Genomic DNA, 26,678 nt, shown 5'->3' with positions numbered 1-26,678 from the left:
CGGCGGGGGATCACCGTCCCGCTGCGCCCTCGTCCGGCCACGTCCCGGACAGGTGCCTGCTGGCCGGCGTCGGCGGCTGCGGGAACCCGGGGACCGAGCGGAGCCGGGCGCGGACGAGGTCGATGTCGGGGTGACCGAGGTCGGACAGGACGCACAGGGCGTCGGCCCAGGCGGCGTTGGCTCGTCCCGGCTCGTCCGCGGCCAGCAGGGCGTCGCCCAGTCGGACGAGGGTCTCGGCCCGCAGGTACCGCTCGCCCGTGTGCTGGAAGAGTTGGAGAGCCTGCCGGTAGCACTCGATGGCCCTGCCGTGCTGCCCGAGGTGGTGGTGGGCGTAGCCGAGGCTGTCCCAGACGTTGGCCTGGCCGTGGCAGTCGCCGAGCCGGCCCATCAGCGTCAGGGCCTGGTGGCAGTAGACGAGGGTCTGGTGGTGGTTGCCGAGCAGCGCGTGGCTCCAGCCGAGCGCGTTGAGCGATTCCGCGTACCCGTCCGGGTGCCCGGCCCTGGCGTACAGCCCGAGCGCCCGCCGGAGGTGCGGTAGCGACTCACGGTGCCGGCCGCGCTGGTTGAGGATGAAGCCGAGGCCGCCGTGGACGCGCGCCTCCGCCACCGGGTCGCCGAGTTCCTCGCAGAGGGCGAGGGCCACCCGCAGGTGGGTGTCCGCCTCGTCGTGGCGACCCAGCCGGAAGTAGGCCCGTGCGAGGCCCCGGTGCAGGTGTGCCTGTCCGTCCTTGTCGCCGGCGTCCCGCGCCGCGCTCAGCGCGGTGTGCTGGACGGCCGCCTGGTCGTGCCAGTACCCCTGCCGGCTGAAGAAGGTGTTGAGGATCCAGGCCAGCCGCCAGGCGTGGGCGGTGTGCCGGGTGGCGGCGGCGGCCATCTGGACGCTGGCGACCAGGGCGGAACGCTCGGCCACGAACCAGGCCAGTGCCTCGGCGGCGGTGGCGAAGGCCGTGGGCGTGACGCCGGAACGAGGCGCGGCGAGCGTGAGCGGCTCCCGGTGGGGCTCCAGCATCCGGGCGGCGGCGTGTGCGGTGTGCAGGTAGTGGTCGAGGACCCGGTGCGTCGCGCCGTCCCGCTCCGACCGGCCGTCGAGGCTGTCCGCCAGCTCGGCGGCGTAGGCGCGGAGCAGGTCATGGGCGGCGTACCGGCCGGCGGTGTGCTCGGCGAGCAGGTGGTTGTCGGTCAGTTCGGTGAGCAGGGCCCGCGCCTGCCGCACCGGCACGCCGCTCATACTCGCCGCGCTCGGCACGGTGATGTCGGCGCCGGGGTGCGACCCGATCAGCCGGAAGGTCCGCGCGGCCTCGCCGCCGAGCGCCCGGTAGGAGCAGGAGAAGATGCTCCGCAGGTTGGTGGTCGGGTCGTTCGCGGCGAAGGCGTCGAGGCCGCCGCGTGCCTCACGCAGCTCGCCGGTCAGCACCGCCAGGGCGACGTCGGGCCGCATCACGGCGTGGGCGGCCACGACGGACAGCGCCAGGGGAAGCCGGGCGCACAGGTCGACGATCTCGTCGGCGGCCCCGGGCTCGGCCGACAGCCGGTGCCGTCCGAGCCGGCCGGCCAGCAGGCTCCACGCCTCACCACGGTCCAGCAGGTCCAGCCGCAACGGCGTGGCGCCCTCGGCGGCGACCAGACCGACCAGCGCGTCGCGGCTGGTCACCACCACCAGGCACGAGGCTGCCCCGGGCAGCAGCGGGCGGACCTGTTCGGCATTGCGGGCGTTGTCCAGCAGGACGAGCATCCGTCTGCCGGCCAGCAGCGTGCGGTACAACGCCGCCTGCGCCTCCGGTCGCGGTGGCATCCGGTCGGCGGTCACGCCGAGAGCGTCGAGGAGACCGCGGACGGCCTCCGCGGGAGCCGTCGCCTCGCCGGCGGGCTCGAAGCCGCGCAGGTTCACGTACAGGTTCCCGTCGGGGAACCGCCCGGCGACGCGGTGCGCCCAGTGCACGACCAGTGCGGTCTTGCCGACCCCTGCGGTACCCGAGACGGTCACGATCGTGGACGCCGCGGCGGGCTGCTGCCCCGGCAGGTGCGCGTCGAGGCGGGCGAGGTGCTCCGCCCGGCCCACGAATCCCGGGGTGTCGGGAGGCAGCTGGGCCGGCGTCGGGTGCGCAAGGGTCACCGGCGCCGGGTGCCGGCCGTGCGGCGCGTCCAGGTCGTCGCGCAGGATCGCCTGGTGCAGCGTCCGCAGTTCGGGCCCCGGATCGACACCGAGTTCCTCGGCGAGCCGCCGACGGACGACCGCGTACTGCACGAGGGCGTCGGCTCCCCGGCCCACGGCGTAGAGGGCGCGCATCAGCGCCGCGGTCACCGACTCCACGAGCGGATACTCACCCACCAGTTCGGTGAGCCGACTGATGACCGGTTCCGGGTTCGCCACCCGCAACTCGGCGTACGCCCAGGTGACGGCGGCCTCCGGGTAGTGCTGCCGCCAGCTCTCCCTGGTCCGCGCGGCCCAGGACCCCGACAGTCCCGCCAGCGGTTCGCCCCGCCACAGCGCGAGCGCCTCCCGCAGCAACGACGCCCGCCGGGCGTCCGGGCACTCCGGCTCCTTGGCCTGGGCGAGCAGGCTGCGGAACCGGTGTACGTCCACCCGGTCGGCGGCGACCTCGAGCACGTATCCGCCCGGCCGCCACACCAGCGCGGGCGGCTCACCGACGTCCACGAGGTGCAGGGCCTGCCGGATCCGGGTGACGTGCGCGTGCAGCGACTGACGCGCGCCCCGTGGCGGGCTGTCCCCCCACACCCGGTCCAACAGGGTCTGCGGCGTCACCGACCGTCCGGCGTCCACGAGCAACGCCGCCAGCACGGCGCGCTGCCTCGGCTGCCCGGCCGGTAGCCGCCGGTCGTCCGCCCAGATCTCCACCGGCCCCAGTACGCGAAAGTCGGCCACGAACCCCCCAAAAGCGGCATCACGATCGTCGCCCACCGGTCGCCCGCATCGATGCACAAGAATTTCACAAGCCGTCGACCCCACACCACCGCCGACGCTGATGCGACAGATGTCGACCGCATCCGGTCGACTGTCCGGGCAGAGAAGAGGGAGATCATGAAAAACGTGCTGCGGCGGTGCGCGGCGGCGGCGGCGGGATTCGTGCTGGCGCTGGTGTGCCTGGTGGAGCCCGCGTCCGCGGGGGACAGGTACGCCGGCTGTCCGTCGGGTTCCTTCTGCGTGTGGGCCGCCGCCGACTTCAACGACGGCCCGGGGAAGTGGCAGAACAACGAGGCCAACTACGGCAACTGGGGTCACGGCACCTGCCCGACGGGCACCTGGAGCAACTGCGTGTCGTCGGTGTTCAACAACGGGCAGAACTGCGCCGTCACCTTCCACGACGGCACCAACTACACCGGCGCCTTCTTCTACCGGCTGCCGCGCGGCAGCTACCTCGCCAACCTGGCGTACGACAGGTGGAGCGACGGGACCAGCCCCAACGACAAGATCAGCTCGCACAAGTGGTGCTGACGACTCGACGCTCGACGTCCCGGATGCTCTCCGTGGCCGTCGGTCTCCTGGTGCTCGTCTGCGGGAGTGCCTGCACCCCGCAGGCGGGCACCACCGGCCGCCAGGAGTCCGCGCTCGGCGTCGACGCGCTGGACCTGCTGACCGGGTCCGGCGGCCATCCGGCCCGCAGGCGGGTGCTGGAGCTGGCCGAGGAGAAGCTGGTCGAGCGGTGCATGGCCGCGCGTCGGCAGGTCTACTGGCCGGTCATCCCGCCGCCGGTCACCGGGTCCGACGAGGAGCGTGCGGTCGACCTGCCTCGGCGCCGCGCGAAGGGTTTCGGGCTGGCGGAGGCGTCGAGGCCCCCGAGGGCGGGTCCGAACGACCGGCAGCCGGCGTTCCAGCTCGTCCTGTTCGGCGACACCAGGCGGTACGAGAAGCTGGAGCTGCCCAACGGCAGCGTCCTGTCCTACCCGACGCTCGGGTGCGTGGCCGAGAGCCGGGCCGCCCTGTACGGCGACACCCGGAGGTGGGCCCGCGTCGACGGCGTCCCCCAGGTCCTGGACAACACTCTCAGGGAGCAGGTCGGAAAGGCCCCGGAACTGGCGCGGGCCCGCGCCCGGTGGCTCTCGTGCATGGCCGAAGCGGGCTACCCGTACCCCGACCCGGAGGCTGCGGCCGAGGACCTGTCGCGTGCGTACCGGCAGGACGGCGACTCCGCCTCCCTGCGCCGCCGGGAGATCGCCGTGGCCACCGCCGACGGCGAGTGCGCGCTGCGGGCCCACGTGCCCGCGACGGAGCTCGCGCTACGTCGGGACGGGGCTCAGTCCCTGCCCGTCACCCGGCGGCGCGAGCTGAACGACCTGGGCGCGGTGCACTGCGCCGCCTACCGCAGGGCGCAGCCGGTGGTCGGGGACCTGGCGCACGCCCAGCCGTGCCTGTCGAGCCCGGAGGACGGCCGGTAGCGCCCGGGGACCGGCAGGCGGGCGAACGTCGCGTGGTGCCGGGCCGGCGCCGTGGTGCCGGCCCGGTGCGACGTGTCCCGCCGTGCGCGGCGAAGGGCCACAACCGTCGTCGCGGTCGGCCGCGTCCGCCGGCCGTCGGTGCCGGCCGAGCCCGGGCGAGGGTCACGCGAGGGTGTGATGACCCGCCTTGACGACCTGGTCGTACTCACTGCGCCGGGCGTCGTAGGCGGCCTCCAGGAACGTCTCCGAGTCCGGGCCCACCGGCAGCCGAAGTGGCGGCGACTCCAGCTGGCTGAGCCGCCAGACCACATCCGCGAAGAGTTCGGGGGAGTTCACCTCGATCTTGGTGTTCATGCTGCGCAGCGCGCCGAGCAGGCCGTCGCTGACCGCCGTGTACTCCGGGATCCGCTGCTCCGGCATCACCAGGTTGCCGCTGTATCCGGTGGCGAAGCCGCCCGGCTGGAGGATGGTGACCTTCACCCCGAGGTGCCCGGCCTCGGCGGCCAGCGACTCGGCCGCTCCCTCCACCGCGAACTTGCTCGCCGTGTACGCGGCCAGCCCGGGGAAGGGAACCATGCCGGCGACCGAGCTGACGAAGACCGCGTGCCCGTGGCGCTGCGCCCGCCACAACGGCAGCACGGCCCGGGTGAGCCGCCACGGCCCGAACACGTTGGTGTCGAACTGCGCGGCGAGTTCCGCGTCGGAGACCTCCTCGAAGGTGCCGAACTGGCCGTAGGCGGCGTTGTTGACCAGGACGTCGACCCCGCCGAAGGCGTCCACCGCCCGCTCGACCGCCGCCACGCACTGCGCCGGATCCCGTACGTCCAGCGCGGCGGCCACCACCTTGCCCGGATGCCGGGCCACCAACGCGCCGAGGGTCTCCGGTCGCCGGGCCGTCGCCAGCACCTGCTCCCCCTCGGCGGCGAGCCGGGCCGCGAGGGCCTGGCCGAGTCCGCTCGAACACCCCGTGATCAACCAACGCTTCGCCATCGCTCTCGACCCGCCCAATCCGAAGGGTTACCTGTCGGGTGCAGAGTGTCAGAGCCGTTGGCGAGGGTGAAGGGACATCGGCTGTCGCCAACCGGATTCGTCGGGTACCCGGCGCACCGCCGGCCGAGGGGCGACGGCCGGTTGGCCCAGCCCTCCGGGGCGGCCGTCGCGACCTGTCCCTGCCGGATCTTGATGACGGGAGCGGCCGGTATCCTGGATCGGGTACAGAGTGTGCCCATATATCCGCTATTCCGAGGGGTGACCATGTCCGATCACGCATCCGGCCGCATCGAGGTCACCCGCCTGCGGGAACTGCTCGACGGGCCGTGGGCCGAGGTCCGCAACGCGCACCGGGAGCAGCTCGACGCGCGCTTCCTCCCCGTGTACGGCGAGACCGGTGACCAGGCGCGTGAGCGGATCACCCGGTTGATCGCCGAACTCCCCGTCAAGCTGGGCATCGCGTCGGCCTTCCCCACCGAGTACGGCGGCAGATCCGATGTCGGCGGCTCGATCGTGGCCTGCGAGATGCTGGCGCAGGTCGACCTGTCGCTGATGGTCAAGGCGGGCGTGCAGTGGGGCCTGTTCGGCGGCGCCGTCGACGCCCTCGGCACCCGGCGGCACCACGACGCCTACCTGCGGGACATCGTCTCGGGCAAGATCCTCGGCTGTTTCGCGATGACCGAGACCGGCCACGGCTCGGACGTGCAGCAGCTGCGCACCACCTGCACGTACGACCCGCGGACGCAGACCTTCGACCTGCACACCCCGCACGAGGCGGCCCGCAAGGACTACATCGGCAACGCGGCCCGGGACGGGCGGATGGCCGTGGTCTTCGCGCAGCTGATCACCGAGGGGCGGCGGCACGGTGTGCACGCGTGGCTGGTGCCGATCCGCGACGCGCAGGGCAACCCGCTGCCCGGCGTGACCATCGGCGACGCCGGGCCCAAGGCCGGCCTGCTCGGTGTCGACAACGGGCGGCTCAGCTTCGACCACGTGCGGGTGCCGCGGGACATGCTGCTGGACCGGTACGGTCAGGTCGCGGAGGACGGGACGTACTCCAGCCCGATCGAGGACGACTCCCGGCGTTTCTTCACCATGCTCGGCACCCTGGTCCGCGGCCGGGTCAGCGTGGGCGGCGCCGCGGCGGCGGCGACCAAGTCGGCGCTGACCATCGCGGTGCGCTACGGCGACATCCGCCGCCAGTTCGACACGCCCGACGCGGACCGGGAGGTGCTGCTCAACGACTACCTGGCCCACCAGCGCAAGCTGCTGCCCGCCCTGGCCACCTCGTACGCGCTGCACTTCGCCCAGGCCGAGCTGGTCGCCGCGCTGCACGAGGTGCAGGGCGGCGACGGGCCGGTCGACGCGCACCGGCAGCGGGAGCTGGAGTCCCGGGCGGCCGGTCTCAAGGCCGCACAGACCTGGCACGCCACCCGCACCATCCAGATGTGCCGCGAGGCGTGCGGCGGCGCCGGCTACCTGGCCGAGAACCGGCTGCCCAGCCTCAAGGCCGACACCGACGTCTTCACCACCTTCGAGGGCGACAACACGGTGCTGCTTCAGCTGGTGGCCAAGGGGCTGCTCACCGGCTACCGGGACGAGTTCGGCTCGTTGGACGGCTGGGGGCGCGCCTCCTTCGTCGCCGAACAGGTCCGCGAGATGGTGCTCGAGCGCACCGCCGCGCGGTCGGTCATCGAGCGGCTGATCAGCGCCGTGCCCGGCCGCGACGAGGAGGTCGCCGTCACCGATCGCGGCTGGCAGCTCAAGGTCTTCGAGGACCGCGAGAGGCACCTCCTCGACGGCGTGGTCCGCCGCCTGCGCAACGGCGCGGCGACGAAGAAGGACCGCCCCTTCGACATCTTCAACGACGTCCAGGACCATGTCCTCGCCGTCGCCGCCGCGCACGTCGACCGGGTCACCCTGGAGGCGTTCGTCGCCGGCATCGAGGACGCGACGGACCCAGAGGTCCGGGCGCTGCTCTCCCGGGTCTGCGACCTGTACGCGCTCACCGTCATCGAGGCACACAAGGGATGGTTCCTGGAACACGGCCGCCTCACGCCGGCCCGCGCCAAGGCGATCACCGGCGTGGTGAACGGCCTGCTCAAGGAGCTGCGCCCGCACATGCGGACGCTCGTGGACGGGTTCGCCATCCCGGACGCCTGGCTGCACTGCGCAGTCCTGCGCGAGGAACCCCGCAGGCAGGAGGACATGGCCGCCCACGACGCCGCCGGGCGAGGCCGGTGACGAGAACCCCCGCGACGACCGCGCGGACGAGAGGGCTGCCGCGCCTGGCCCAGGGCGACGGTGACCGGGTTGCCCCAGCGCGTCGCCGTGCGGCTGCGGTCGTCGCTACGTCGCCATCGAGCCCGCCGGGGGCGCCGGGTGCCCGGGCGCGCTTCGAGGTGCCGCGTAGGGTGCGTCGGGCGCGAGCCCGCCGTGTCCGGTACCGATCGGCGTCGTCTTGGCGATGCGGTCCTGCTGGGCGGCGGTGATCCGGCGGATCAGCACGATGAGCGAGGCGCCGGCGATCAGGCAGGCGACGGTGGGGACCAGCCGGGGGCCGAGCGAGTCCTGGTAGTAGCGGACGTACGTGGCAAACTCCGTGTCGGCAGGGCCCCCGGGAACGCCTCCAGGTTCCTGCGCGCGCGCCAGGTCCAGATGATCAGTAGCACCGCGGCGGTCAGCATCGCCGAGAGGTGGAGCAGGGTGAGTAGCACCTCGGCGGCCACCGCGCCGAGTAGCAGATCGCGGTCGCCGCGTTCGGCGGCGGCGCGGGCCAGCTGGACGCCGAACACAGGGAACAGCCCGCTGGGCAGGTAGAGCAGGCTGGCCACGCCAACGGCGACGGCGGTAGCCGTGCCCAGGCGGCGCAGGGGATGGATGGGCACTCCCGGAGCGACCGCCGGTTGGCCCAGTGGAGTCTTGCAGCGCCGGCACTCGTTGAAGGCCGGGGACGTGGCGTCCCCGCAGGTCTTGCAGATCAAGGTGACCGTCCAGGATGGCGGCGAGAGGTGACGCGCGCAGACTAGACGATCATGGCTGGAGGCGTTGGCCGGCGCGACCAGGCCAGGCAGATGCGTCGATGCGTGCCGAGTGGGGAACGTTACGTCTTGACGAACGACATGTTATCGCTCACAGTCGATGGCTGAGGCCGACGACGCGTGGCTTTCCGGGCGAGCTGGCTTGTCGACCTTGAATCAGGCGTGCGCCTGGGCGCAAGCAGGTCTTGTTAGCGCTAACTGCTTGCCGCTCGTGCCCGGCCACGCGTCGCGGTGCGCCCATCTTCGGGCATCCCGCTGGCATCTCTCAGCCGAGGAGGATCATGTCTGTCTTCGATAGGTCTCCATCTCCCACGCCGCCGCCGTCGCGGCGGCGCCGGTGGTTGCCGCGGGTCGTCGCCGCTGGGGTGGCCCTGCTGGTCGGTGGCGTCGCCGCGGCGGTGGTGTCGTCGGCACCCGCCGCCGCGGCGACGGTCGACACCAGCGCGTGGTACGTGTTGGTCAACCGCAACAGCGGCAAGGCCCTGGATGTGTACAACCTGGCCACGAACGACGGCGCGCGGATCGTGCAGTGGGCGCGCAACGACGGCAACCAGCAGCAGTGGCAGTTCGTGGACTCCGGCGGTGGCTACTACCGGTTGAAGTCGCGGCTGTCCGGCAAGGTGCTCGACGTCTACAACTTCTCGACCGCCAACGGTGCCAGCATCGTGCAGTGGGCCGACAGCAACGGTTCCAACCAGCAGTTCCGGCTGGCCGACTCCGCTGGTGGCTACGTCCGCCTGATCAACCGGAACAGCAACAAGGCGGTGGAGGTGCAGGGCGCCTCGACCGCCGACGGCGGGAACGTCGTGCAGTACGACGACTGGAACGGCAACAACCAGCAGTGGCAACTGGTCCGCGTCGACGGCGGGGGCAACCCCACCACGCCACCGCCCGGCACGTGTGCGCTGCCGTCGACGTACCGCTGGTCGTCGACGGGCGCGCTGGCGCAACCGAGGGCGGGATGGGTCTCGCTGAAGGACTTCACCCACGCCCCCTACAACGGCCGGCAACTCGTCTACGCGACCACGCACGACACGGGAACGACGTGGGGCTCGATGAACTTCGGCCTCTTCACGAACTGGTCCGACATGGCCTCGGCCAGCCAGAACCAGATGCCCTTCGCCGCTGTCGCGCCCTCACTGTTCTACTTCGCCCCCAGGAACATCTGGGTGCTCGCCTACCAGTGGGGCGGACCCGCCTTCTCCTACCGGACGTCGAGCGACCCCACCAACGTGAACAGCTGGTCGTCGCCGCAGACCCTCTTCACCGGCAGCATCTCCGGCTCCGGCACCGGGCCGATCGATCAGGCGATCATCGGTGACGACACCAACATGTACCTGTTCTTCGCCGGGGACAACGGGAAGATCTACCGGGCCAGCATGCCCATCGGGAACTTCCCGGGCAACTTCGGCTCGACCTACACGACCATCATGAGCGACACGACGAACAACCTGTTCGAGGCGGTCCAGGTCTACAAGCTCCAGGGCCAGAACCGGTACCTCATGCTCGTCGAGGCGATCGGCGCGCAGGGCCGCTACTTCCGCTCGTTCACGGCCACCAGCCTGGGCGGTACGTGGACGCCGCAGGCCGCCACCGAGAGCAACCCGTTCGCGGGCAAGGCCAACAGCGGCGCCACCTGGACCAACGACATCAGCCACGGCGAGTTGATCCGCAGCAACGCCGATCAGACCATGACCGTCGATCCCTGCAACCTGCAGTTGCTCTACCAGGGCCGTTCCCCCAGTTCCGGCGGCGACTACGGCCGCCTGCCGTACCGCCCGGGTCTGCTGACCCTGCAACGCTGACGACGGGCACCGGATCCCCCGGATGTCGTAGACGTCCGGGGGACACCGGCGGGGGAGTGTCGATCCACACCTTCCCGCCAAGCCCATCAGGCTCGGCGTGTCGGGCCAGACCGGTTACACCCTTACTCGGACAGTCCCCGGGCACGCCCCCCTGAGAAGGGTGCGGCCCCTCCGTTGCCGGAGGGGCCGCACCCGGTTTTGGTCAATCTCCAGGGCATGGGCCCTGCGTCGTAGCGGTCAGACCACCGTGCAGGCGACGCCGTTGAGGGTGAAGGCAGTCGGCTCGGCGGTGTTGCCGCTGGTGTTGGCCTGAAAGCCGATGTTGATAGTGGCCCCGGGGGCGATCGCGGCGTTGTAGTCGACGTTACGGGCGCTCACCTGGCCGCTGGACGGCGAGTAGGTGGCACCCCAGCCCGAGGTGATCGACTGGCCCGAGGGCAGGTTGAAGGCCAACGTCCAGCCGTTGATCGCCGAGGTGCCGGTGTTGGTGATGTCGATGCTGGCCGTGAAGCCGGAGCCCCAGGAGTTCATCGTGTAGGCGACCCGGGGTCCCGTGCCCCCACCCGGGGGCGGGGTGACGGTGGGCGTGGGGGTCGGACTGGGCGGCGGGGTGCCGTTCACGCTGGTCACGAAGGTCATGATGCTTCGGGCGGGCAGCGTGACGGTGAGGGAGCCGTTCGACATGGTGAGCGCGCTCTGGGGCGCGACGGTCCGGCTCGCGTCGGTCAGCCAGTTCGAGACGCTGCCGGAAGCGGTGGTGCCCGACAGGCTGAACTGCTGGCTCACCGACGAGGTGTTCTTGTTGACGGCGACGATGACGACGGTGTTGCCGCCCCGGTACGCCGAGACGTAGACGTTTGATGCCGGGTTCGCCGTCGCGTCGATCCGGGTGTAGCCGGGCCGGACGAACCGGGCGAAGTGCGCCATCATGGCACCGCGCTTGCTGACCTGGCCGTCCTCCCGCATGGGACCGTAGCTGCGCCGCAGATACCACCAGACGTAGGCCTGGAACTCGGCGTCCACCATGGCGCGGTGGATGTGCTCGCCCACGTCGAGCGCCTCGGGCCAGGCGTCGCCCGAGTTGGTGTTGCTGTTGGGGTAGTAGACCTCGGTCATCCAGAGCTCTTTGCCCGCGCCCTTCTGCTTGAAGAGCGGGTACGGAAAGTTCGAGTACGACGTCCCGTAGAGGTGGGCCCCAATGATGTCCACGTTGGCCAGCGCCGTGGGATCGTTGAGAATCGGGTCCGACACGGACTTGATGTACTGGAACGACTCGGGTGCCATGACCCGGGTGCTGATCGAGCCGGCGTTCTCCCGCAGGAACCTGACCATCTCGGCGGAGGTCCACCACGTCCAGTCGTGCGCGTAGTCGGGCTCGTTCTGCACCGAGATGCTGTACAGGGGCACCCCGTTGTTACGCATGTACGTGGTGAAGTCGTTGAGGTGCTGCGCATAGGCGGCGTACGAGCTGTAGCGGAGCCGCTTCGCGTTGGTCTGGCTGCCGCGGGTGAAGGTCTCGATCATGCTGGCGGGCGGGTTCCACGGCGAGGCGAAGACGGTCACCCCGAGCTCGGCCGCGCGCTTCGCCGTCGCGAGGTCACGGCCGAAGTCAGCCGAACTCTCGCCGACGGGAATCCGCAGGATGGAGAAGCCCAGCCGACCCTCGCCGGTGCCGAACGCCGTCTCCCGCTGGGCGGCCGTCAGGTCGCCGATCCAGGCCGCGTGGGCCATGGCACCATAGCCCTTGATCGTCTGCCGCTGCGCCGACAGGTTGACGGTCGCCGGCGCGGCCGAGGCTCCCGTGGCTCCCAGCAGTGTGGTCGCCGCTGCCGCGACCGGCACGGCCCCCATGGTCGTCAGGACGGCTCTCCGGCTCAGCAATCGCCGCTCGCCGCTGACCGGCCCGTTCTGATCGTGCGTCATTCTGCGTCCTCCTGGCTGGTGGTGGTGATACGCGCGTGCCCCGGTCCGGTCCGGACCGGTCAGCGCCGCCCTGGGGACTGCCCTTGACCCCGGCGTCAATGACCCGTCGGCTCTCATCGACTGACGCCGCTGTTAGCGTTAACAGATCGTGAGTTTAGGTTCCGGTGCGGGGCGGGTCAAGCGCGGGGCGGGCCGGGCATGACCACCCGGGCGCGAGGGCTGTGCGGGGACGGTCGAGCGTCGCCGCACAGCCCTCTCCCGAGGTCGACTCAGGCGCGGGACCACTGCATGCTGGCGGCGGAGCCGCACGTCCGCTGTTCCAACGCGGCACCGGGAGCGGTGGAGCCGCCGACCACGTTCAGGCACTTGTTGCTGTTGACGTTGACCAGCTGGTGGTAGCCATCGCCGGTGGAGCGCCAGCTGAACACCTGGTTGAGGCCGTCATGGCAGGTGTACTGGACGATCCGGGCCCCGTCGGCCGTGGAGAAGTCCACCACGTCGACGCACTTGCCGCTGTGGACGCTCTGCAGGCGCACGTTGCCCCCGCCGGCGTCGAGGAACCGCCACTGTTGCCAGCTCTGTCCGTTGCCCGTCCACTGGCCGATCACGGCGAGGTCGTCGAGGTTCGGCTGTTGGACGTCGACGACCTGGCCACTGTTGCGGTTGGTGACCCGGTACGCCGGGGTGGCCGTCCCGCCGCCGAACTGCCACCAGTTCACGTTGAACAGGTTTCCGGTGCCCCCGGCGAACCGCAGATACAGGTCACGGGTCCCGGTGGCACCGCTGATCGCGCAGGTGGAGGTGGTCCACGTCTGCCAGCCGCCGGTGCCGCCGACGGCGCAGGTGCCGGCGAGCGGGCCGGTGGCGCTGTCCAGCCGTACCTCGATCCGGCCACCGGCCGCCCCGGAGGCCACCCGGGCGCTGAAGGAGGTCGCGCCGGCGCCGAAGGCGACGCCCTTGACCTTGATGTAGTCACCGTTGGCGAGATAGCCGACGTTCATGCCGCCCTCGCTGGACGGCTCGGTCTCGATGCCGGAACCCCAGGCGATCGTCTCGGCCTCCTGCCGGGTGTACGGGTTGAGCGTGCCGACCTGCGGAACGCCGGCGGTGGTCATGTTCATCGTGGGGATCGTGCCGTTGGAGTTGTAGGCGAACTTCTCCACCGCCACGGACCGGGTGAATCCGCCGCCGCCGGGCAGCGCCCCGTTGTGGTAGAAGAAGTACGACCCGCCGTTGAAGTCGACGATGCCGGGGTGGTTGGTGAAGCTGGCGCCCTGCCGGGGCATGACCGTGCCCCGGTACGTCCAGGGTCCGGTCGGGCCGGGCGCCGTCGAGTAGGCGATGAACTCGGAGCAGCACTCCGCCGCGAACACGTTGTAGTAGAGCCCGTTGCGCTTGAAGACCCAGGGGCCTTCCTCGTAGAGGGTCGGGCGGCTCGGGTTGCCGGTTCGGGTGCCGAACCCGGCGGTGGTGAGCGGGATCCGGGTCGGGCTGCCGGAGAACGAGATCATGTCGGGATTGAGCCGCACGTACCACAGGTTCGGGTTGCCCCAGTACAGATACGCCTGCCCGTCGTCGTCGACGAGGACGTGCGGGTCGATCTCACCGTTGCCCACCAGCGGGCGGCCGAGCGCGTCCCGGAACGGCCCGGTCGGGCTGTCGGCGACACCGACCCCGATCACCATTCCGCCGCCGCGCTGCCGCACCGGGACGTACCAGTAGAACTTTCCGTTGCGTGGGACGACGTGGCCGGCCCAGGCGTCCGCGTCCGCCCAGGCGAAGGTGCCGAGGTTCATCGGTACGCCGTGGTCGGTCCAGTTGACCATGTCGGCCGACGAGAAGACCCGCCACTCGCGCATGGTGAAGTACGTCGAGCCGTCCTCGTCGTGCCCGGTGTAGACGTAGACGCGTCCGTTGTGCACCATCGGCGCCGGGTCGGCGGTGTAGATGTGCTGGACGATCGGGTTGTCGGCCTGCGCGGTGCCGGGCAGGAGGGCGACCGTGCAGATCAGGCCGGCGAGTACGGCGATGGCGTGCCGAGCTCTCGTCCCGATCCGGCGTGCACGTGTCAGCTTCAAGGCTCACCCCCAGGGTGTCGGCGGTCCAGCGCTCTTCACCGCAGGCGCTGTCGGAGGGACTGCACTCCAGCGCACCCGAGAGACCGCAAGAATCCCTGTTATCGCTAACACTGAACATCAAGGTTGTCTCACGTCGTGCGGGCTGGGTCCGGTACGCGTGCGGAGAGTCGCGCTTGATGGGATGGCAACGCGGACGTCACGGCGTTGACATCGATTACTTGCGATGCACCGTACTGGCCTCGGCGGTGGACGTCAACGACAAGCCGGAGCGCCGCGTCCGTGGCCGCGACCACGGCGCGGCCGGCGAACGTCGCGCCGAATTCGCACCCTGTCTCATCAATTGACACCTAGCTCTGTTATCGCTAACATGCGGCCTCGGGCTGGCTGGTCGCGGGAGCCGACATCGCCACCGGGTCGCAAGCGGGCGGGAGACGGGCGCGTGGTGCGGTCGCGGCCCTTTTGCGTCTTTCCCACACGCACCACGAGGAGCGCGCCCGTCCTGATTCGCGCGGTCCAGACAGGGAGCAGCTGAGGCTCATCGAGGGCGGCCTCTGCGTGAACACGCGGCAGCGCTTCGCGACCGGGTTCAGCTTCGGCGGGGCGATGAGCTCCGCCGTGGCCTGCGCCCGGCCGACCGTGTTCCGCGCGGTCGCGGTCCTGTCCGGCGCGCAGCTCAGCGGGTGCAGCGACGGCACCGGCCGCGTCGCGTACCTCGGGGTGCACGGCACCCGCGACGGGGTGCTCCCCATCGCGAGCGGCCGGTGGCTGCGTGACCGGTTCGTGCAGGACAACGCCTACGCCGCGCAGAGCCCGCGCGAGCCCGCGACGGGCAGCCTGACCCACGTCCGGACCGCGTACCCGGGCTGCGCCGCCGGCTACCCGGTGGAGTGGATCGCGTTCGACGAAGGACACATCGCGGCGCCCCAGGACGGGGCGCCGGGTGACAGCGGCACCCGGACCTGGGTGCCGGGGGAGGCCTGGCGGTTCTTCACGCAGTTCCAGTAGGAGGCGAAGGGTCCGGCCGGCCGGGTGGGAGCAGGCGTGTCCACCCGGCCGGCCGCACTATGGTCGGTGGCCGTCGGTCACACCCGGCTCCACCGCTGGTTGGTGCCGCCGTGGCAGGACCAGAGGATGACCGTGGTCCCGTTGGCGGTGCCGCCGTTGTTGACGTCCAGGCACAGGGACGGGAAGCGGACGCTGCTCACCGTGCCGTTGCCGTTGAACGTCCACTGCTGGTTGGTGCCGCCGTTGCAGTCCCAGAGCTGCACCCGGGTGCCGTTGGCGGCGGTGCTCGGGACGTCCAGGCACTTGCCGAGGACGCGCAGCGTCTGCCCGCTCTGGCTGATCTGCTGGTTGGCGTTGCCGTGACAGTCCCAGATGAGCGTCCCGGTGCCGTTGGCGGTCTGGGAGTTGTCGACGTCGAGGCATCGTCCGGCCGATTCGCTGCGTAGCCGGAACGTGGTGGGGGGCGGCGGGTTCGTGGTGCCGCCGCCGCTGACCCGGTACACCACCGTGCCGTGCGCCGGGACGCTCGCGGAGATCGTTCCGGTGCTGGTGGAGGTGCCGTTGGTCCACGCGTCGCGCAGGGTGAACGAGGTGCCGCTCTTGCCGATCGCCGCCGCCGTCGTGGAGATCGTCGTGGTGGAGCTGCCCTGGTTGAACAGCGCGACCGCGACGTCACCGTTGGCCAGCCGCTTCGCCAGCACCCGCCGGGTGCCGTCGTTCGACACCTGGACCGCCTGGAGCCCGAGCGGGTCCTGGTTGATCGCGACCAGGTTCTGGTTCCGCAGGATGCTCAGCGTCGCCGCGCTGGCCGAGCGCAGGTCGTTGCCCATCATGAGTGGCGCCGCCATGAGCGACCAGAGCGCGAAGTGGCTGCGCATCTCGGTGTCGTTCATCCCGCCGTTGCCGACCTCCAGCATGTCCGGGTCGGTGAACCCGCCCGGTGCGGCGTACCCGGCCAGCGGCACGTTGACGTCGACGATGTTCCGGATGCCCATCGGGTAGCCGTTGGTCTGGCCGGTGTCCCACGCGTTGGTGATGTCCTCGGTGGTCCGCCAGAGGTTCGCCACGTCGCTCCAGTTGCGCTGCGGCCCGGTCTTCTCGTGGATGCTGTTCGGGTTGATGCTGTAGACGATCGGCCGGCCGGCGGCGGCCAGCGCGTCCCGCATGATGCCGAACCTGGCGACCTGGTCGTTGATGGTCCCGGTGGGGGAGCACCAGTCGTACTTGAGGTAGTCCACGCCCCAGGCGGCGAACTGCCGGGCGTCCTGGTACTCGTGCCCGAGACTGCCGGTGGAGCCGGGGAAGGCGTCGAAGTACTGCGCACAGGTCTGGTCCAGCGGCGCCTGGTAGAGGCCGAACAACAGGCCGCGCGAGTGCAGGTAGTCGCCCAGCGCCTTCATCCCGCTCGGGAAGCGCTGCGGATGCGCCTGGAGGTTGCCCTGTGCGTCCCGGTCCGGGTTGAACCAGCAGTCGTCGACGACGACGTACCGGTACCCGAGATCGCGCAGCCCGTTGGCGACGATCGCGTCGGCCGTCTGGCGGATGAGCGTCTCGTCGATGTTGCAGCCGAACGTGTTCCAGGTGTTCCAACCCATCGGCGGCGTCCGGGCGACGCCGTTGTCCAGCGCCTGTGCCGGACGGGGCGCGACGGCCCCGTCCGCGACGGTCGCCGCGAGGGCCACCGCCAGGATGCCCAGGGCGGCGGCGAGCCATTGTCTCGGTCTGCGCACGTGTTCCTCCTCGGTCGGAGCGGTGAGTGGCGTCGGGTCGGGCGCCGGCGCCGGGATGCGGCGAACGAGGGCGTCACGGGGCGTGGCCGGTGGGCTGTCGCCCGGCCCTGCCCGCGGGCATCGACGGCAATACCTCGGGACGGGGATCGTCCGGCCCTCGGCCGACCTCGTGCCGGACTAGTCGCTCGCCCGTCCGTCGTCGCGTTCCCGGTCTGCTCCGGCCCGGTGGCTGCCCGGGGACCCGACACGATGAGACGGATGTTATCGCTGACATCCACTGATGTAAATCGGATGCGACGAGGCCGAGTCATCCGCGCGACGATTGATGGCGGTCCGCGTCGGCTTCGGTCGGAGAGCGTCGCAGCTCAGTGCGCGCACCGGAGTCGGCGTCCCCAGGGGGCCGGTCCGTGCGCGACTGATGTCGTGCGCCCGCGAGAAGGCAGAGAAGGCCTGGATGTTCTCGCTAACAGTCGTCGATCTGTCGCCGGGGCTGCGGCACCGGGCGCTCCCGCCCCCGTGCCTCCGCCGAGCGGGCGCCGGCACCATGTCCGGGCAGCCGAGAGCGCGGGAATGGTGACCGGGTGTGATGCCTCTGGTCCGGGCCACACGCTCCGCCTATCCTTCCGTTACTGAGCTGTTGTCGGCCAACGTCTTGACGGCGCTGTATGTGAGCGTTAACACTATGCCGGTCATTGATCGGAGGTGGACATGGGCAGTGTGGACGGTGCGGACGAGCGGTACGTGGTCGGAGTCGACTACGGCACCCTCTCCGGGCGGGCGCTGGTGGTTCGGGTTCGCGATGGTGCCGAGGTCGGGACCGCGGTGCACGAGTACCGCCACGGCGTGATCGAGGCCGTGCTCCCCGACGGCGGCCCGGCACTGCCTCCCGACTGGGCCCTACAGGACCCGGAGGACTACCGCGACGTCCTTCGGCACGCCGTCCCCGCCGCCATGGCCGACGCCGGTGTGGACCCGTCGCAGGTCATCGGCATCGGCACCGACTTCACCGCCTGCACCGTCCTGCCGACGCTCGCCGACGGCACCCCGCTGTGCGAGGTCCCGGAGCTGCGCCACCGGCCGCACGCCTGGGTGAAGCTGTGGAAGCACCACGCCGCCCAGTCGCACGCCGACCGCATCAACGCGTTGGCCCACGAGCGGCACGAGCCGTGGATCGGCCGCTACGGCGGCAAGATCTCCGCCGAGTGGCAGTTCGCCAAGGGTCTCCAGATCCTCGAGGAGGATCCGGAGGTCTACCGCCGTGCCGAGCGCTTCGTCGAAGCCGCCGACTGGATCGTGTGGCAGTTGTGCGACGAGGAGACCCGCAACGTCTGCACCGCCGGATACAAGGGCATCCGGCAGGACGGCCGGTACCCGTCGACCGACTACCTGAGCGCCCTCAACCCTGGCTTCGCCGACTTCGTGGCCAAGTTGGACGGTCCCCTGCTGCCGCTGGGCGAGCGGGCCGGCACCCTCAGCGCCCGCGCCGCCGCCTGGACCGGGCTGCCGGCGGGCATCGCTGTCGCGGTCGGCAACGTCGACGCCCACGTCACCGCCGCCGCCGCCCAGGCACTGAGCCCCGGCCGACTGGTGGCCATCATGGGCACCTCCACCTGCCACGTCCTCAACGGCACCCACCCCGCCGAGGTGCCCGGCATGTGCGGTGTCGTCGACGGCGGCATCAGCGCGGGTGCGTGGGGTTACGAGGCCGGGCAGAGCGGGGTCGGCGACATCTTCGGCTGGTTCGTCAGGAACGCCGCGCCGGCCGGAGTCGCGTCGCACGAGCGGTTGACCGAACTGACCGCCGACCAACCGGTCGGGGCCCACGGCCTCATCGCGCTGGACTGGTGGAACGGCAACCGGTCACCGCTGGTCAACCACGACCTCAGCGGCCTGATCGTCGGGCTGACCCTGGCCACCCGGCCGCAGGACGTCTACCGGGCGCTGCTGGAGTCCACGGCGTTCGGCACCCGGATGATCATCGAGGCGTTCGTCGAGGCCGGGATACCGGTCACCGACCTGGTCGTCGCTGGTGGTCTCGCCTCGAACCGGCTGCTCATGCAGATCTACGCCGACGTCACCAACCGCCCGCTGGGCATCATCGGCTCCGCCCAGGGACCGGCGCTCGGCTCGGCGATCCACGCGGCCGTCGCCGCCGGGGCGTACCCGGACGTCCACCGGGCCTCGGCGGCGATGGGCCGGGTGAACGAGGGCGTGTACCAGCCGGACCCGGACAACGCGCGGGCGTACGACGCCCTCTACGCCGAGTACCGCGCGCTGCACGACCACTTCGGCCGCGGCGGCGACGACGTCATGCTCCGCCTGCGGGCGATCAGGAACACGGCCCTGGACGCGGCCGCGGGGCGGACCGACACGGTTCTGGAGGCGATCGGATGAGCAACGACGTGGCGCGGCAGGTGAGCGTCCTGCGGGAGACGGTGGCCCGCCTGCACGCCGAATTGACCCGGTACGCGCTGGTGGCCTGGACCGCCGGCAACGTCTCGGCGCGGGTCCCGGGCCAGGACCTCATGGTGATCAAGCCCAGCGGTGTCGACTACGACGCCCTGACGGCGGACACCATGGTCGTGTGCGACCTGAACGGGACCGTGGTCGACGGGAACGGCGCGCCGTCCAGCGACACCGCCGCGCACGCCTACGTCTACCGGGCCATGCCGGAGGTCGGTGGCGTCGTGCACACGCACAGCAGCTACGCCACCGCCTGGGCGGCCCGGGGCGAGTCCATCCCGTGCTGGCTGACCGCGCAGGCCGACGAGTTCGGCGGGGAGATCCCGGTGGGGCCGTTCGCGCTGATCGGTGGTGACGACATCGGCAAGGGCATCGTCAGCACCCTGTCCGGGCACCGCTCGCCGGCGGTGCTCATGCGCAACCACGGGGTCTTCACGATCGGCAAGGACGCCCGCGCGGCGGTCAAGGCCGCGGTGATGTGCGAGGACGTCGCCCGTACCGCGCACCTGGCACGGGCGCTCGGGCAGCCGCTGCCGATGACGCAGGCCGACATCAGCTCGCTGCATGACCGGTATCAGAACGTCTACGGCCAACGCCCGGCATCCGGCTGACCGGGAACGGCCCCTTCTCGTACCAACCTCACCACCACACCGGGACACGCGCGCGCCACGTGTCCGGACCACCCCACCGAGGAGAACCGATGAGAACCAGGAGAACGGCACGCACCCTGCTCGCGGTCGTCGCCACCGTGCTGCTCACGGGCAGCCTGGCGGCCTGCGGCAACAGCGACACCGGCGACGGCTCCGCCGACGACGGCAAGGTCACGCTGGGCTTCTCGCAGGTCGGCGCGGAGAGCGGCTGGCGGACGGCGAACACGACCTCGATCAAGGAGGCCGCCGCCGCCGCGGGGATCGAGCTGAAGTTCGACGACGCGCAGCAGAAGCAGGAGAACCAGATCAAGGCGATCCGGAACTTCATCCAGCAGAAGGTCGACGTGATCGCCTTCTCGCCGGTGGTGGAGTCCGGCTGGGACACCGTGCTCAAGGAGGCCAAGGACGCCGGCATCCCGGTGATCCTGACCGACCGCTCCGTCGACTCGGCCGACAAGTCGCTCTACAAGACGTTCCTCGGCTCGGACTTCGTCAAGGAGGGCCGGCTGGCCGGCGAGTGGCTGGTGGAGCAGACCAAGAGCGCCAGCGGGCCGGTGAACGTCGTCGAGCTTCAGGGCACCACCGGCTCGGCGCCGGCCAACGACCGCAAGGAGGGCTTCGCCAAGGCGATCGCCGCCAACCCGAACCTGAAGATCGTCGCCTCCCAGTCAGGCGACTTCAAGCGGGCCGACGGCAAGCAGGTCATGGAGCAGTTCCTCAAAGCCAACCCGAAGATCGACGTGCTCTTCGCGCACAACGACGACATGGGTCTGGGCGCGCTGGAGGCGATCACCGCGGCCGGCAAGGTGCCCGGCAAGGACATCACCATCATCACCATCGACGCGGTGAAGGACGGCATGCAGGCCCTCGCCGACGGCAGGTTCAACTTCATCGCCGAGTGCAGCCCGCTGCTCGGCCCGCAGCTGATGGACCTGGCGAAGAAGGTCCACGCCGGCGAGGAGGTCCCGGCCCGGATCGAGACCGAGGAGACCACCTTCACCCAGGAGCAGGCCAAGGAGGCACTGCCCAACCGCAAGTACTGACCGACGCCGGGGTCGCCGTCCGTCGACGGCGACCCCGGCCCGTCGCTCGCTCCTGTCCTACCGACACCATCCAGAAGAGGTCCGATGGGATGACGGATAGCCGTCCGGTCCTGACCATGACCGGGATCAGCAAGACCTTCCCCGGGGTACGTGCGCTCCACGACGTCGATCTCCGCCTGTTCCCGGGCGAGGTCCACGCCCTGATGGGCGAGAACGGTGCCGGCAAGTCGACCCTGATCAAGGTGTTGACCGGCGTTTACGCCATCGACGAGGGCACCGTCGTCCTCGACGGTGAGCAGGTCGCCTTCAGCGGCCCGATGCAGGCGTCGGCCTCCGGGGTGAGCACCGTCTACCAGGAGGTCAACCTCTGCACCAACCTGTCCGTGGCGGAGAACATCTTCATCGGCCGGGAGCCCCGTCGTCTCGGCGCGATCCGCTGGGGCGAGATGCGCCGGCGGGCGCGGGCGCTCCTGGCCCGGCTGGATCTCGACATCGACGTCACCGCGCAGCTCGGCACGTACTCCCTGGCGGTGCAGCAGATGGTCGCCATCGCCCGGGCGATCGACGTACGGGCCCGGGTCCTGATCCTCGACGAGCCGACCTCCAGCCTGGACGCCGGTGAGGTCGCGCAGCTCTTCCGGATCATGCGGCAGCTACGCGACGAGGGCATCGGCATCCTCTTCGTGACGCACTTCCTCGACCAGGTCTACGGCATCGCCGACCGCATCACGGTGCTGCGCAACGGCGCCCTGGTGGGGGAGTACCGGACGGAGGAGCTGCCCCAGCTCAGCCTCGTCGAGAAGATGATCGGCAAGGAGCTCGACGTCCTGGAGCGCCTCGACGAGCAGCAGAAGCGGACCGCCGCCGTACGGTCCGACGCGGCCCTGCTGGTCGACGCGTCGGAGCTGGGCCGCAAGGGTGCGGTCGCCCCCTTCAGCCTGCGGATCCACGCCGGCGAGGTGGTCGGGCTCGCCGGCCTGCTCGGCTCCGGCCGCACCGAGGTGGCGCGGCTGCTGTTCGGCGCCGACCGCGCCGACCACGGCACGGTCGTCGTCGACGGCGGCGGGACGCAGGTGCGTAACCCGGTCCAGGCCATCGACCGCGGCGTCGGGTTCTGCTCCGAGAACCGCCGCGCGGAGGGCGTCGTCCCCGAGCTGTCGGTGCGGGAGAACATGATCCTCGCGATGCAGGCGGCCCGCGGGTGGCTGCGGCCGATCCCCCGCCGCCGGCAGGACGAGCTGGTCGAGAAGTACATCCAGGCCCTCAGCATCCGGCCGGCGAACCCGGATCTGCCGGTGCGCAACCTCTCCGGCGGCAACCAGCAGAAGGTGCTCCTGGCCCGCTGGCTCATCACCGAGCCGCGCCTGCTCATCCTCGACGAGCCCACCCGGGGGATCGACGTCGGCGCGAAGGCCGAGATCCAGAAACTGGTGGTCCAGCTCTCCGACGACGGCATGGCGGTGCTGTTCATTTCCGCCGAGCTGGAGGAGGTGCTGCGGCTGAGCCACCGCGTCGCCGTGATGCGTGACCGGACGATGGTCGCCCAACTCGACAACGACGACACCCTCGACGCCGACCGCGTCATGCGGACCATCGCCAGCGGCACCACCGGTGCGGAGGTGATCCGGTGAACGCCGTCGCCGACCGCCTCCGCCCGCTTACCGGCCACCGCCTGTTCTGGCCGGTGCTCGTGCTGGTGGTCATGATCCTGGCCAACACGATCTACCGGCCCGGCTTCCTCTCCATCGAGGTCAAGAACGGGCACCTCTACGGCACCCCGGTCGACATCCTCCGGCTGAGCGCACCGCTGATGCTGGTGGCGCTGGGCATGACCCTCGTCATCGCCACCGGCGGCATCGACCTCTCCGTCGGATCGCTCTGTGCCATCAGCGGCGCCATCGCCTGCCTCCACATCAGCGAGGCGCCCGACCAGAACAGCCCGGCGACCGTGCTCACGGCGCTCGCGCTGGCCTTCGGCGCCGCGCTCGCGCTCGGCGCCTGGAACGGGGTGCTGGTCGCCGTCATCGGCATCCAGCCCATCATCGCCACGCTGATCCTCATGGTGGCCGGCCGAGGGCTCGCGCAACTGGTCACCGAGGGCCAGATCATCACGATCAACTCCGGGCCGTACCGGGCGATCGGGCTCGGGCACTTCCTGACCCTGCCGCTGGCCGTCTTCATCGCCCTCGCGGCGGCCCTGCTCATCGCCGCCTTCACCCGGCGTACCGCGCTCGGTCTGATCGTCGAGTCGGTCGGCGGCAACGCCGAGGCGAGCCGGCTGGCCGGCATCCGATCCAGCCGCGTCGTCTTCCTCGTGTACGTGCTCAGCGCCGCCTGCGCCGCGGTCGCCGGGTTCATGATGACGGCGAACGTGTCCAGCGCCGACGGCAACGCCGCCGGCCTCTGGGTGGAGCTCGACGCGATCCTCGCGGTGGTCATCGGCGGCACCTCACTCGCCGGTGGCCGGTTCTCCCTCGGCGGCACCATCCTCGGCGCGCTGATCATCCAGACCCTCACCACCTCGGTGTACGCCATGAACATCTCGCCGCAGACGGCCCTGCTGTTCAAGGCGGTCGTCGTCATCGCCGTCTGCCTCATCCAGGCGCCGGCGTTCCGGGCCAGGTTCAGCCGCCGCCGTCGCGGCACCACGCCCGGGCCCACGGCGCGGCGGCGGGAGAAGGAGCAGGTGCCGGCATGAGCAGCACGTCACTGACCACCGGCCGTGCCTGGCGACCCAGGGTGCCCCGACGGCACGTCCCGGTCCTGGCCACCCTCGCCCTGCTGCTGGTCATGTACGGCGTCGGCGTGTCCCAGTACCGGGCGTTCTCCAACGTCCAGGTCGTCTTCAACGTCTTCATCGACAACGGCTTCCTGCTGGTCGTCGCGGTCGGCATGACCTTCGTGATCCTCACCGGCGGCATCGACCTGTCGGTCGGCTCCGTCGTCGCGATGACCGCCATGGTGTCGGCGTCGCTGCTCCAGGACGGTCTGCCCGCGGCCCTGGTGCTGGTCGTCGCGCTGCTGATCGGCCCGACGCTCGGGTTCCTGATGGGCTGCGCGATCCACTTCTTCGAGATCCAACCGTTCATCGTCACCCTCGCCGGGATGTTCTTCGCCCGGGGCATGTGCACGTTCATCAGCGACGCGTCCATCCCCATCACCGACGGCTTCTGGACGGCCGTGTCGCAGGAGCGCATCGGCGACCCGCGCGGCAACTTCGTGTCGATCATCGTGCTGATCGCGTTCGCGGTGGTGCTGGTCGCCGCGTACGTGCTGGCGTACACCCGCTTCGGCCGCACCGTGTACGCGATCGGCGGCAACCCCCAGTCGGCGCTGCTGATGGGCCTGCCGGTGGGGCGTACCCGAATCGCCGTCTACACGGTCAGCGGCCTCTGCTCGGCTATCGGCGGCATCCTGCTGTCGTTCTACACGCTCTCCGGCGCACCGCTGATCGCCATCGGCATGGAGTTGGACGTGATCGCGGCTGTCGTCATCGGCGGCACCGTGCTCACCGGCGGGTCCGGCTACGTCTTCGGCACCGTGCTGGGTGTGCTGGTGCTGGGCGTGATCCAGACCCTGATCACCTTCGACGGGAGCCTGAACTCCTGGTGGACGAGGATCGTGATCGGTGGCCTGCTCTTCGCCTTCATCCTCCTCCAGCGCCTCATCGGCATCCGCTTCAAGTGACCGCCCATCTCGCGGAAGGCAACTGCATGGCAACGCACCCCCAACCCGAGGTCTGGTTCCTCACCGGAAGCCAGGGCCTGTACGGCGAGGACACCCTCCGGCAGGTCGCCGAGCAGTCCCGGCAGATCGCCGCGCAGCTCGACGACGCGCCGGGGATCCCCGTCCGGGTGGTCTGGAAGCCGGTCCTGACCTCCAGCGTCGACATCCTCAAGGCCTGTCGGGACGCCGCCGCGCAGGGTGTGGTCGGGGTGATCGCCTGGATGCACACCTTCTCGCCGGCCAAGATGTGGATCGCCGGCCTGGACGCCCTGCGGACGCCGCTGCTGCACCTGCACACCCAGGCCAACGTCCTGCTGCCCTGGGACGAGATCGACATGGACTTCATGAACCTGAACCAGGCCGCGCACGGCGACCGCGAGTTCGGCTTCATCCAGACCCGGCTCGGCGTCGCCCGCAAGACCGTCGCCGGGCACGTCAGCGACCCCCGGGTGACCGCCCGGGTCGGCGCCTGGGCCCGGGCCGCGCTCGGCTACTCGGCGATGCGGTCGCTGCGGCTGGCCCGCTTCGGCGACAACATGCGCGACGTCGCCGTGACCGAGGGCGACAAGGTCGAGGCGGAGCTGCGCTTCGGCGTCTCGGTCAACACGTACGGCGTCAACGATCTCGTCGCGGTCGTCGACCAGGTGGCCGACGCGCAGATCGACGACCTGGTCAAGGAGTACGACGACACCTTCCGGGTCGACCCGCAGCTGCGGCCCGGCGGGGAGCGACACGACTCGCTGCGCTACGCCGCGCGCCTCGAACGCGGCCTGCGCGCGTTCCTCGAGGAGGGCGGCTTCCGGGCCTTCACCACGAACTTCGAGGACCTCGGCGGTCTGCGCCAACTGCCCGGCATCGCCGTGCAGCGACTCATGGCCGACGGCTACGGCTTCGGCGGCGAGGGCGACTGGAAGACCTCGGTGCTGGTGCACTCGCTCAAGGCGATGGCGGTCGGGGTCGAGGGTGGGACGTCCTTCATGGAGGACTACACCTACGACCTGACGCCGGGCGACGAGCTGGTGCTCGGCGCCCACATGCTCGAGGTCTGCCCGACGATCGCCGGTGACACCCCGAAGGTCGAGGTCCACCCGCTGAGCATCGGCGGCCGCGAGGACCCGGTCAGGCTGGTGTTCGACGCCGCGCCCGGCCCGGCGGTGGTGCTCGGTCTCGCGGACATGGGGGAGCGCTTCCGCCTGGTGGCCAACGAGGTCGACGTGGTGGCGCCGCCGCACCCGCTGCGCCGGCTGCCGGTCGCCCGGGCGGTGTGGCGGCCCCGCCCGCACCTGGCCGGCTCGGCGGAGGCCTGGATCACCGCCGGCGCCCCGCACCACACCGTGCTGTCCCAGGCGGTGGGCGTGGAGGAGCTGCACGACCTGGCCGAGATGGTACGCACCGAGCTGGTCGTCATCGACGAGCACACCGAGCCCCGCCGCTTCGCCGACGAGATCCGGTGGAACCAGGCCTACTACCGCCTCGCCAGGGGGTTCTGACCCGCGCAGGAGGGCAACCACCAGCGCGCCCTCGGCCTGGCCCGCTGGTCGGTTCCGTCGGTGGCCCCGGGTGGTCCTCCCGTGCCGGGAGGGCCCCCGTCGGCGTTCCGGTCGCTGTCAAGGCTCATGCGTGACGTCTTGACGAACGTCATGTTATCGCTCACAGTCGATGGATGGGTCGATCGGCCTCCACGGGCATGCCGGCCGAAGACCTCCTTGCCGGGGTCGTGCGACTCTGTGCGTCATGACGGTGGCACGGCTGTGAGCGATCACATTCGAGATGGCCGATCGCCGCGGTGGTCGCAGGCTCCCGGGTGACGCTCCCCGACGGAATCCGGA

At 70.8% G+C, this 26,678-nt stretch carries 17 protein-coding genes and 1 pseudogene; 12 read left to right on the top strand and 6 right to left on the bottom strand.

Going from position 1 to position 26,678, the window contains the following annotated elements; translation table 11 throughout:
- Positions 1–10 precede the first annotated feature (10 nt).
- A complete protein-coding gene (locus tag ABZ573_RS14740) occupies positions 11–2,884 on the bottom strand; it encodes a BTAD domain-containing putative transcriptional regulator (protein ID WP_358118504.1) in 2,874 nt (957 codons plus the stop codon).
- 156 nt (positions 2,885–3,040) lie between these two features.
- On the opposite strand from ABZ573_RS14740, the gene ABZ573_RS14735 reads away from it, so the two are divergent.
- Positions 3,041–3,454 (top strand): peptidase inhibitor family I36 protein, encoded by a 414-nt coding sequence (locus ABZ573_RS14735; protein ID WP_358118502.1) that lies wholly within the window; start codon positions 3,041–3,043, stop codon positions 3,452–3,454.
- A complete protein-coding gene (locus tag ABZ573_RS14730) occupies positions 3,445–4,395 on the top strand; it encodes a hypothetical protein (RefSeq protein ID WP_358118500.1) in 951 nt (316 codons plus the stop codon). Before ABZ573_RS14735 ends, ABZ573_RS14730 begins: the two co-directional genes overlap by 10 nt.
- Before the next feature lie 162 nt (positions 4,396–4,557).
- Here ABZ573_RS14730 and ABZ573_RS14725 read toward each other — a convergent pair whose 3' ends face one another.
- Complete coding sequence (locus tag ABZ573_RS14725) at positions 4,558–5,385, bottom strand: SDR family oxidoreductase (protein ID WP_358118498.1); 828 nt, start codon at positions 5,383–5,385, stop codon at positions 4,558–4,560.
- Between the two features lie 264 nt (positions 5,386–5,649).
- Between ABZ573_RS14725 and ABZ573_RS14720 the strand changes: the two genes are divergently transcribed.
- Positions 5,650–7,629 carry an acyl-CoA dehydrogenase gene (locus ABZ573_RS14720; RefSeq protein WP_358118496.1) on the top strand — a complete coding sequence of 660 codons (1,980 nt, stop codon included), beginning with the start codon at positions 5,650–5,652 and terminating at the stop codon, positions 7,627–7,629.
- Between the two features lie 284 nt (positions 7,630–7,913).
- Here the strand turns inward: ABZ573_RS14720 and ABZ573_RS14715 are convergent, their stop codons facing one another.
- Positions 7,914–8,273: a DUF4328 domain-containing protein gene (locus ABZ573_RS14715; RefSeq protein WP_358118494.1), complete on the bottom strand. Its 360-nt coding sequence runs from the start codon at positions 8,271–8,273 to the stop codon at positions 7,914–7,916.
- Between the two features lie 434 nt (positions 8,274–8,707).
- On the opposite strand from ABZ573_RS14715, the gene ABZ573_RS14710 reads away from it, so the two are divergent.
- On the top strand, positions 8,708–10,231 hold the full coding sequence (locus tag ABZ573_RS14710; protein WP_327028898.1) for a non-reducing end alpha-L-arabinofuranosidase family hydrolase: 1,524 nt from the start codon (positions 8,708–8,710) through the stop codon (positions 10,229–10,231).
- A gap of 237 nt (positions 10,232–10,468) precedes the next feature.
- On the opposite strand, the gene ABZ573_RS14705 is transcribed toward ABZ573_RS14710, so the two are convergent.
- Positions 10,469–12,154 carry a cellulose binding domain-containing protein gene (locus ABZ573_RS14705; protein WP_327028897.1) on the bottom strand — a complete coding sequence of 562 codons (1,686 nt, stop codon included), beginning with the start codon at positions 12,152–12,154 and terminating at the stop codon, positions 10,469–10,471.
- Between the two features lie 269 nt (positions 12,155–12,423).
- Positions 12,424–14,145, bottom strand: a complete 1,722-nt coding sequence (locus ABZ573_RS14700; protein WP_358118668.1) for a family 43 glycosylhydrolase — start codon at positions 14,143–14,145, stop codon at positions 12,424–12,426.
- A 609-nt stretch (positions 14,146–14,754) separates the two neighbouring features.
- Here ABZ573_RS14700 and ABZ573_RS14695 point away from each other — a divergent pair.
- Positions 14,755–15,234, top strand: a pseudogene (locus ABZ573_RS14695) (cellulose-binding protein); the annotation flags it as partial.
- A gap of 80 nt (positions 15,235–15,314) precedes the next feature.
- Here the strand turns inward: ABZ573_RS14695 and ABZ573_RS14690 are convergent.
- Complete coding sequence (locus ABZ573_RS14690) at positions 15,315–16,832, bottom strand: ricin-type beta-trefoil lectin domain protein (protein ID WP_358118666.1); 1,518 nt, start codon at positions 16,830–16,832, stop codon at positions 15,315–15,317.
- 843 nt (positions 16,833–17,675) lie between these two features.
- Between ABZ573_RS14690 and araB the strand changes: the two genes are divergently transcribed.
- From araB to araA, 7 genes are all read left to right on the top strand, one after another.
- Positions 17,676–19,361, top strand: coding sequence for a ribulokinase (gene araB / locus ABZ573_RS14685; protein ID WP_358118491.1), 1,686 nt, complete (start codon positions 17,676–17,678; stop codon positions 19,359–19,361).
- Positions 19,358–20,041: an L-ribulose-5-phosphate 4-epimerase gene (locus ABZ573_RS14680; protein ID WP_151452867.1), complete on the top strand. Its 684-nt coding sequence runs from the start codon at positions 19,358–19,360 to the stop codon at positions 20,039–20,041. The genes araB and ABZ573_RS14680 overlap by 4 nt, the downstream gene beginning before the upstream one ends.
- A gap of 89 nt (positions 20,042–20,130) precedes the next feature.
- The gene (locus tag ABZ573_RS14675) at positions 20,131–21,123 is read left to right on the top strand and encodes an ABC transporter substrate-binding protein (protein ID WP_327028894.1); all 993 of its coding nucleotides are present in this window, start codon (positions 20,131–20,133) and stop codon (positions 21,121–21,123) included.
- A gap of 89 nt (positions 21,124–21,212) precedes the next feature.
- Positions 21,213–22,754 (top strand): sugar ABC transporter ATP-binding protein, encoded by a 1,542-nt coding sequence (locus tag ABZ573_RS14670; RefSeq protein ID WP_327028893.1) that lies wholly within the window; start codon positions 21,213–21,215, stop codon positions 22,752–22,754.
- Entirely contained in the window at positions 22,751–23,821 is a 1,071-nt protein-coding gene (locus tag ABZ573_RS14665) for an ABC transporter permease (protein WP_151452864.1), read from the top strand. The genes ABZ573_RS14670 and ABZ573_RS14665 overlap by 4 nt, the downstream gene beginning before the upstream one ends.
- Positions 23,818–24,810: a galactofuranose ABC transporter, permease protein YjfF gene (yjfF, locus tag ABZ573_RS14660; protein WP_151452863.1), complete on the top strand. Its 993-nt coding sequence runs from the start codon at positions 23,818–23,820 to the stop codon at positions 24,808–24,810. The genes ABZ573_RS14665 and yjfF overlap by 4 nt, the downstream gene beginning before the upstream one ends.
- 26 nt (positions 24,811–24,836) lie before the next feature.
- On the top strand, positions 24,837–26,339 hold the full coding sequence (gene araA, locus ABZ573_RS14655) for an L-arabinose isomerase (RefSeq protein ID WP_358118487.1): 1,503 nt from the start codon (positions 24,837–24,839) through the stop codon (positions 26,337–26,339).
- Positions 26,340–26,678 lie beyond the last annotated feature (339 nt).

Source organism: Micromonospora sp. NPDC007220, from assembly GCF_040634035.1.
Classification (GTDB): Bacteria; Actinomycetota; Actinomycetes; order Mycobacteriales; family Micromonosporaceae; genus Micromonospora; species Micromonospora reichwaldensis.
This window is presented reverse-complemented; position numbering and strand designations above follow the sequence as displayed.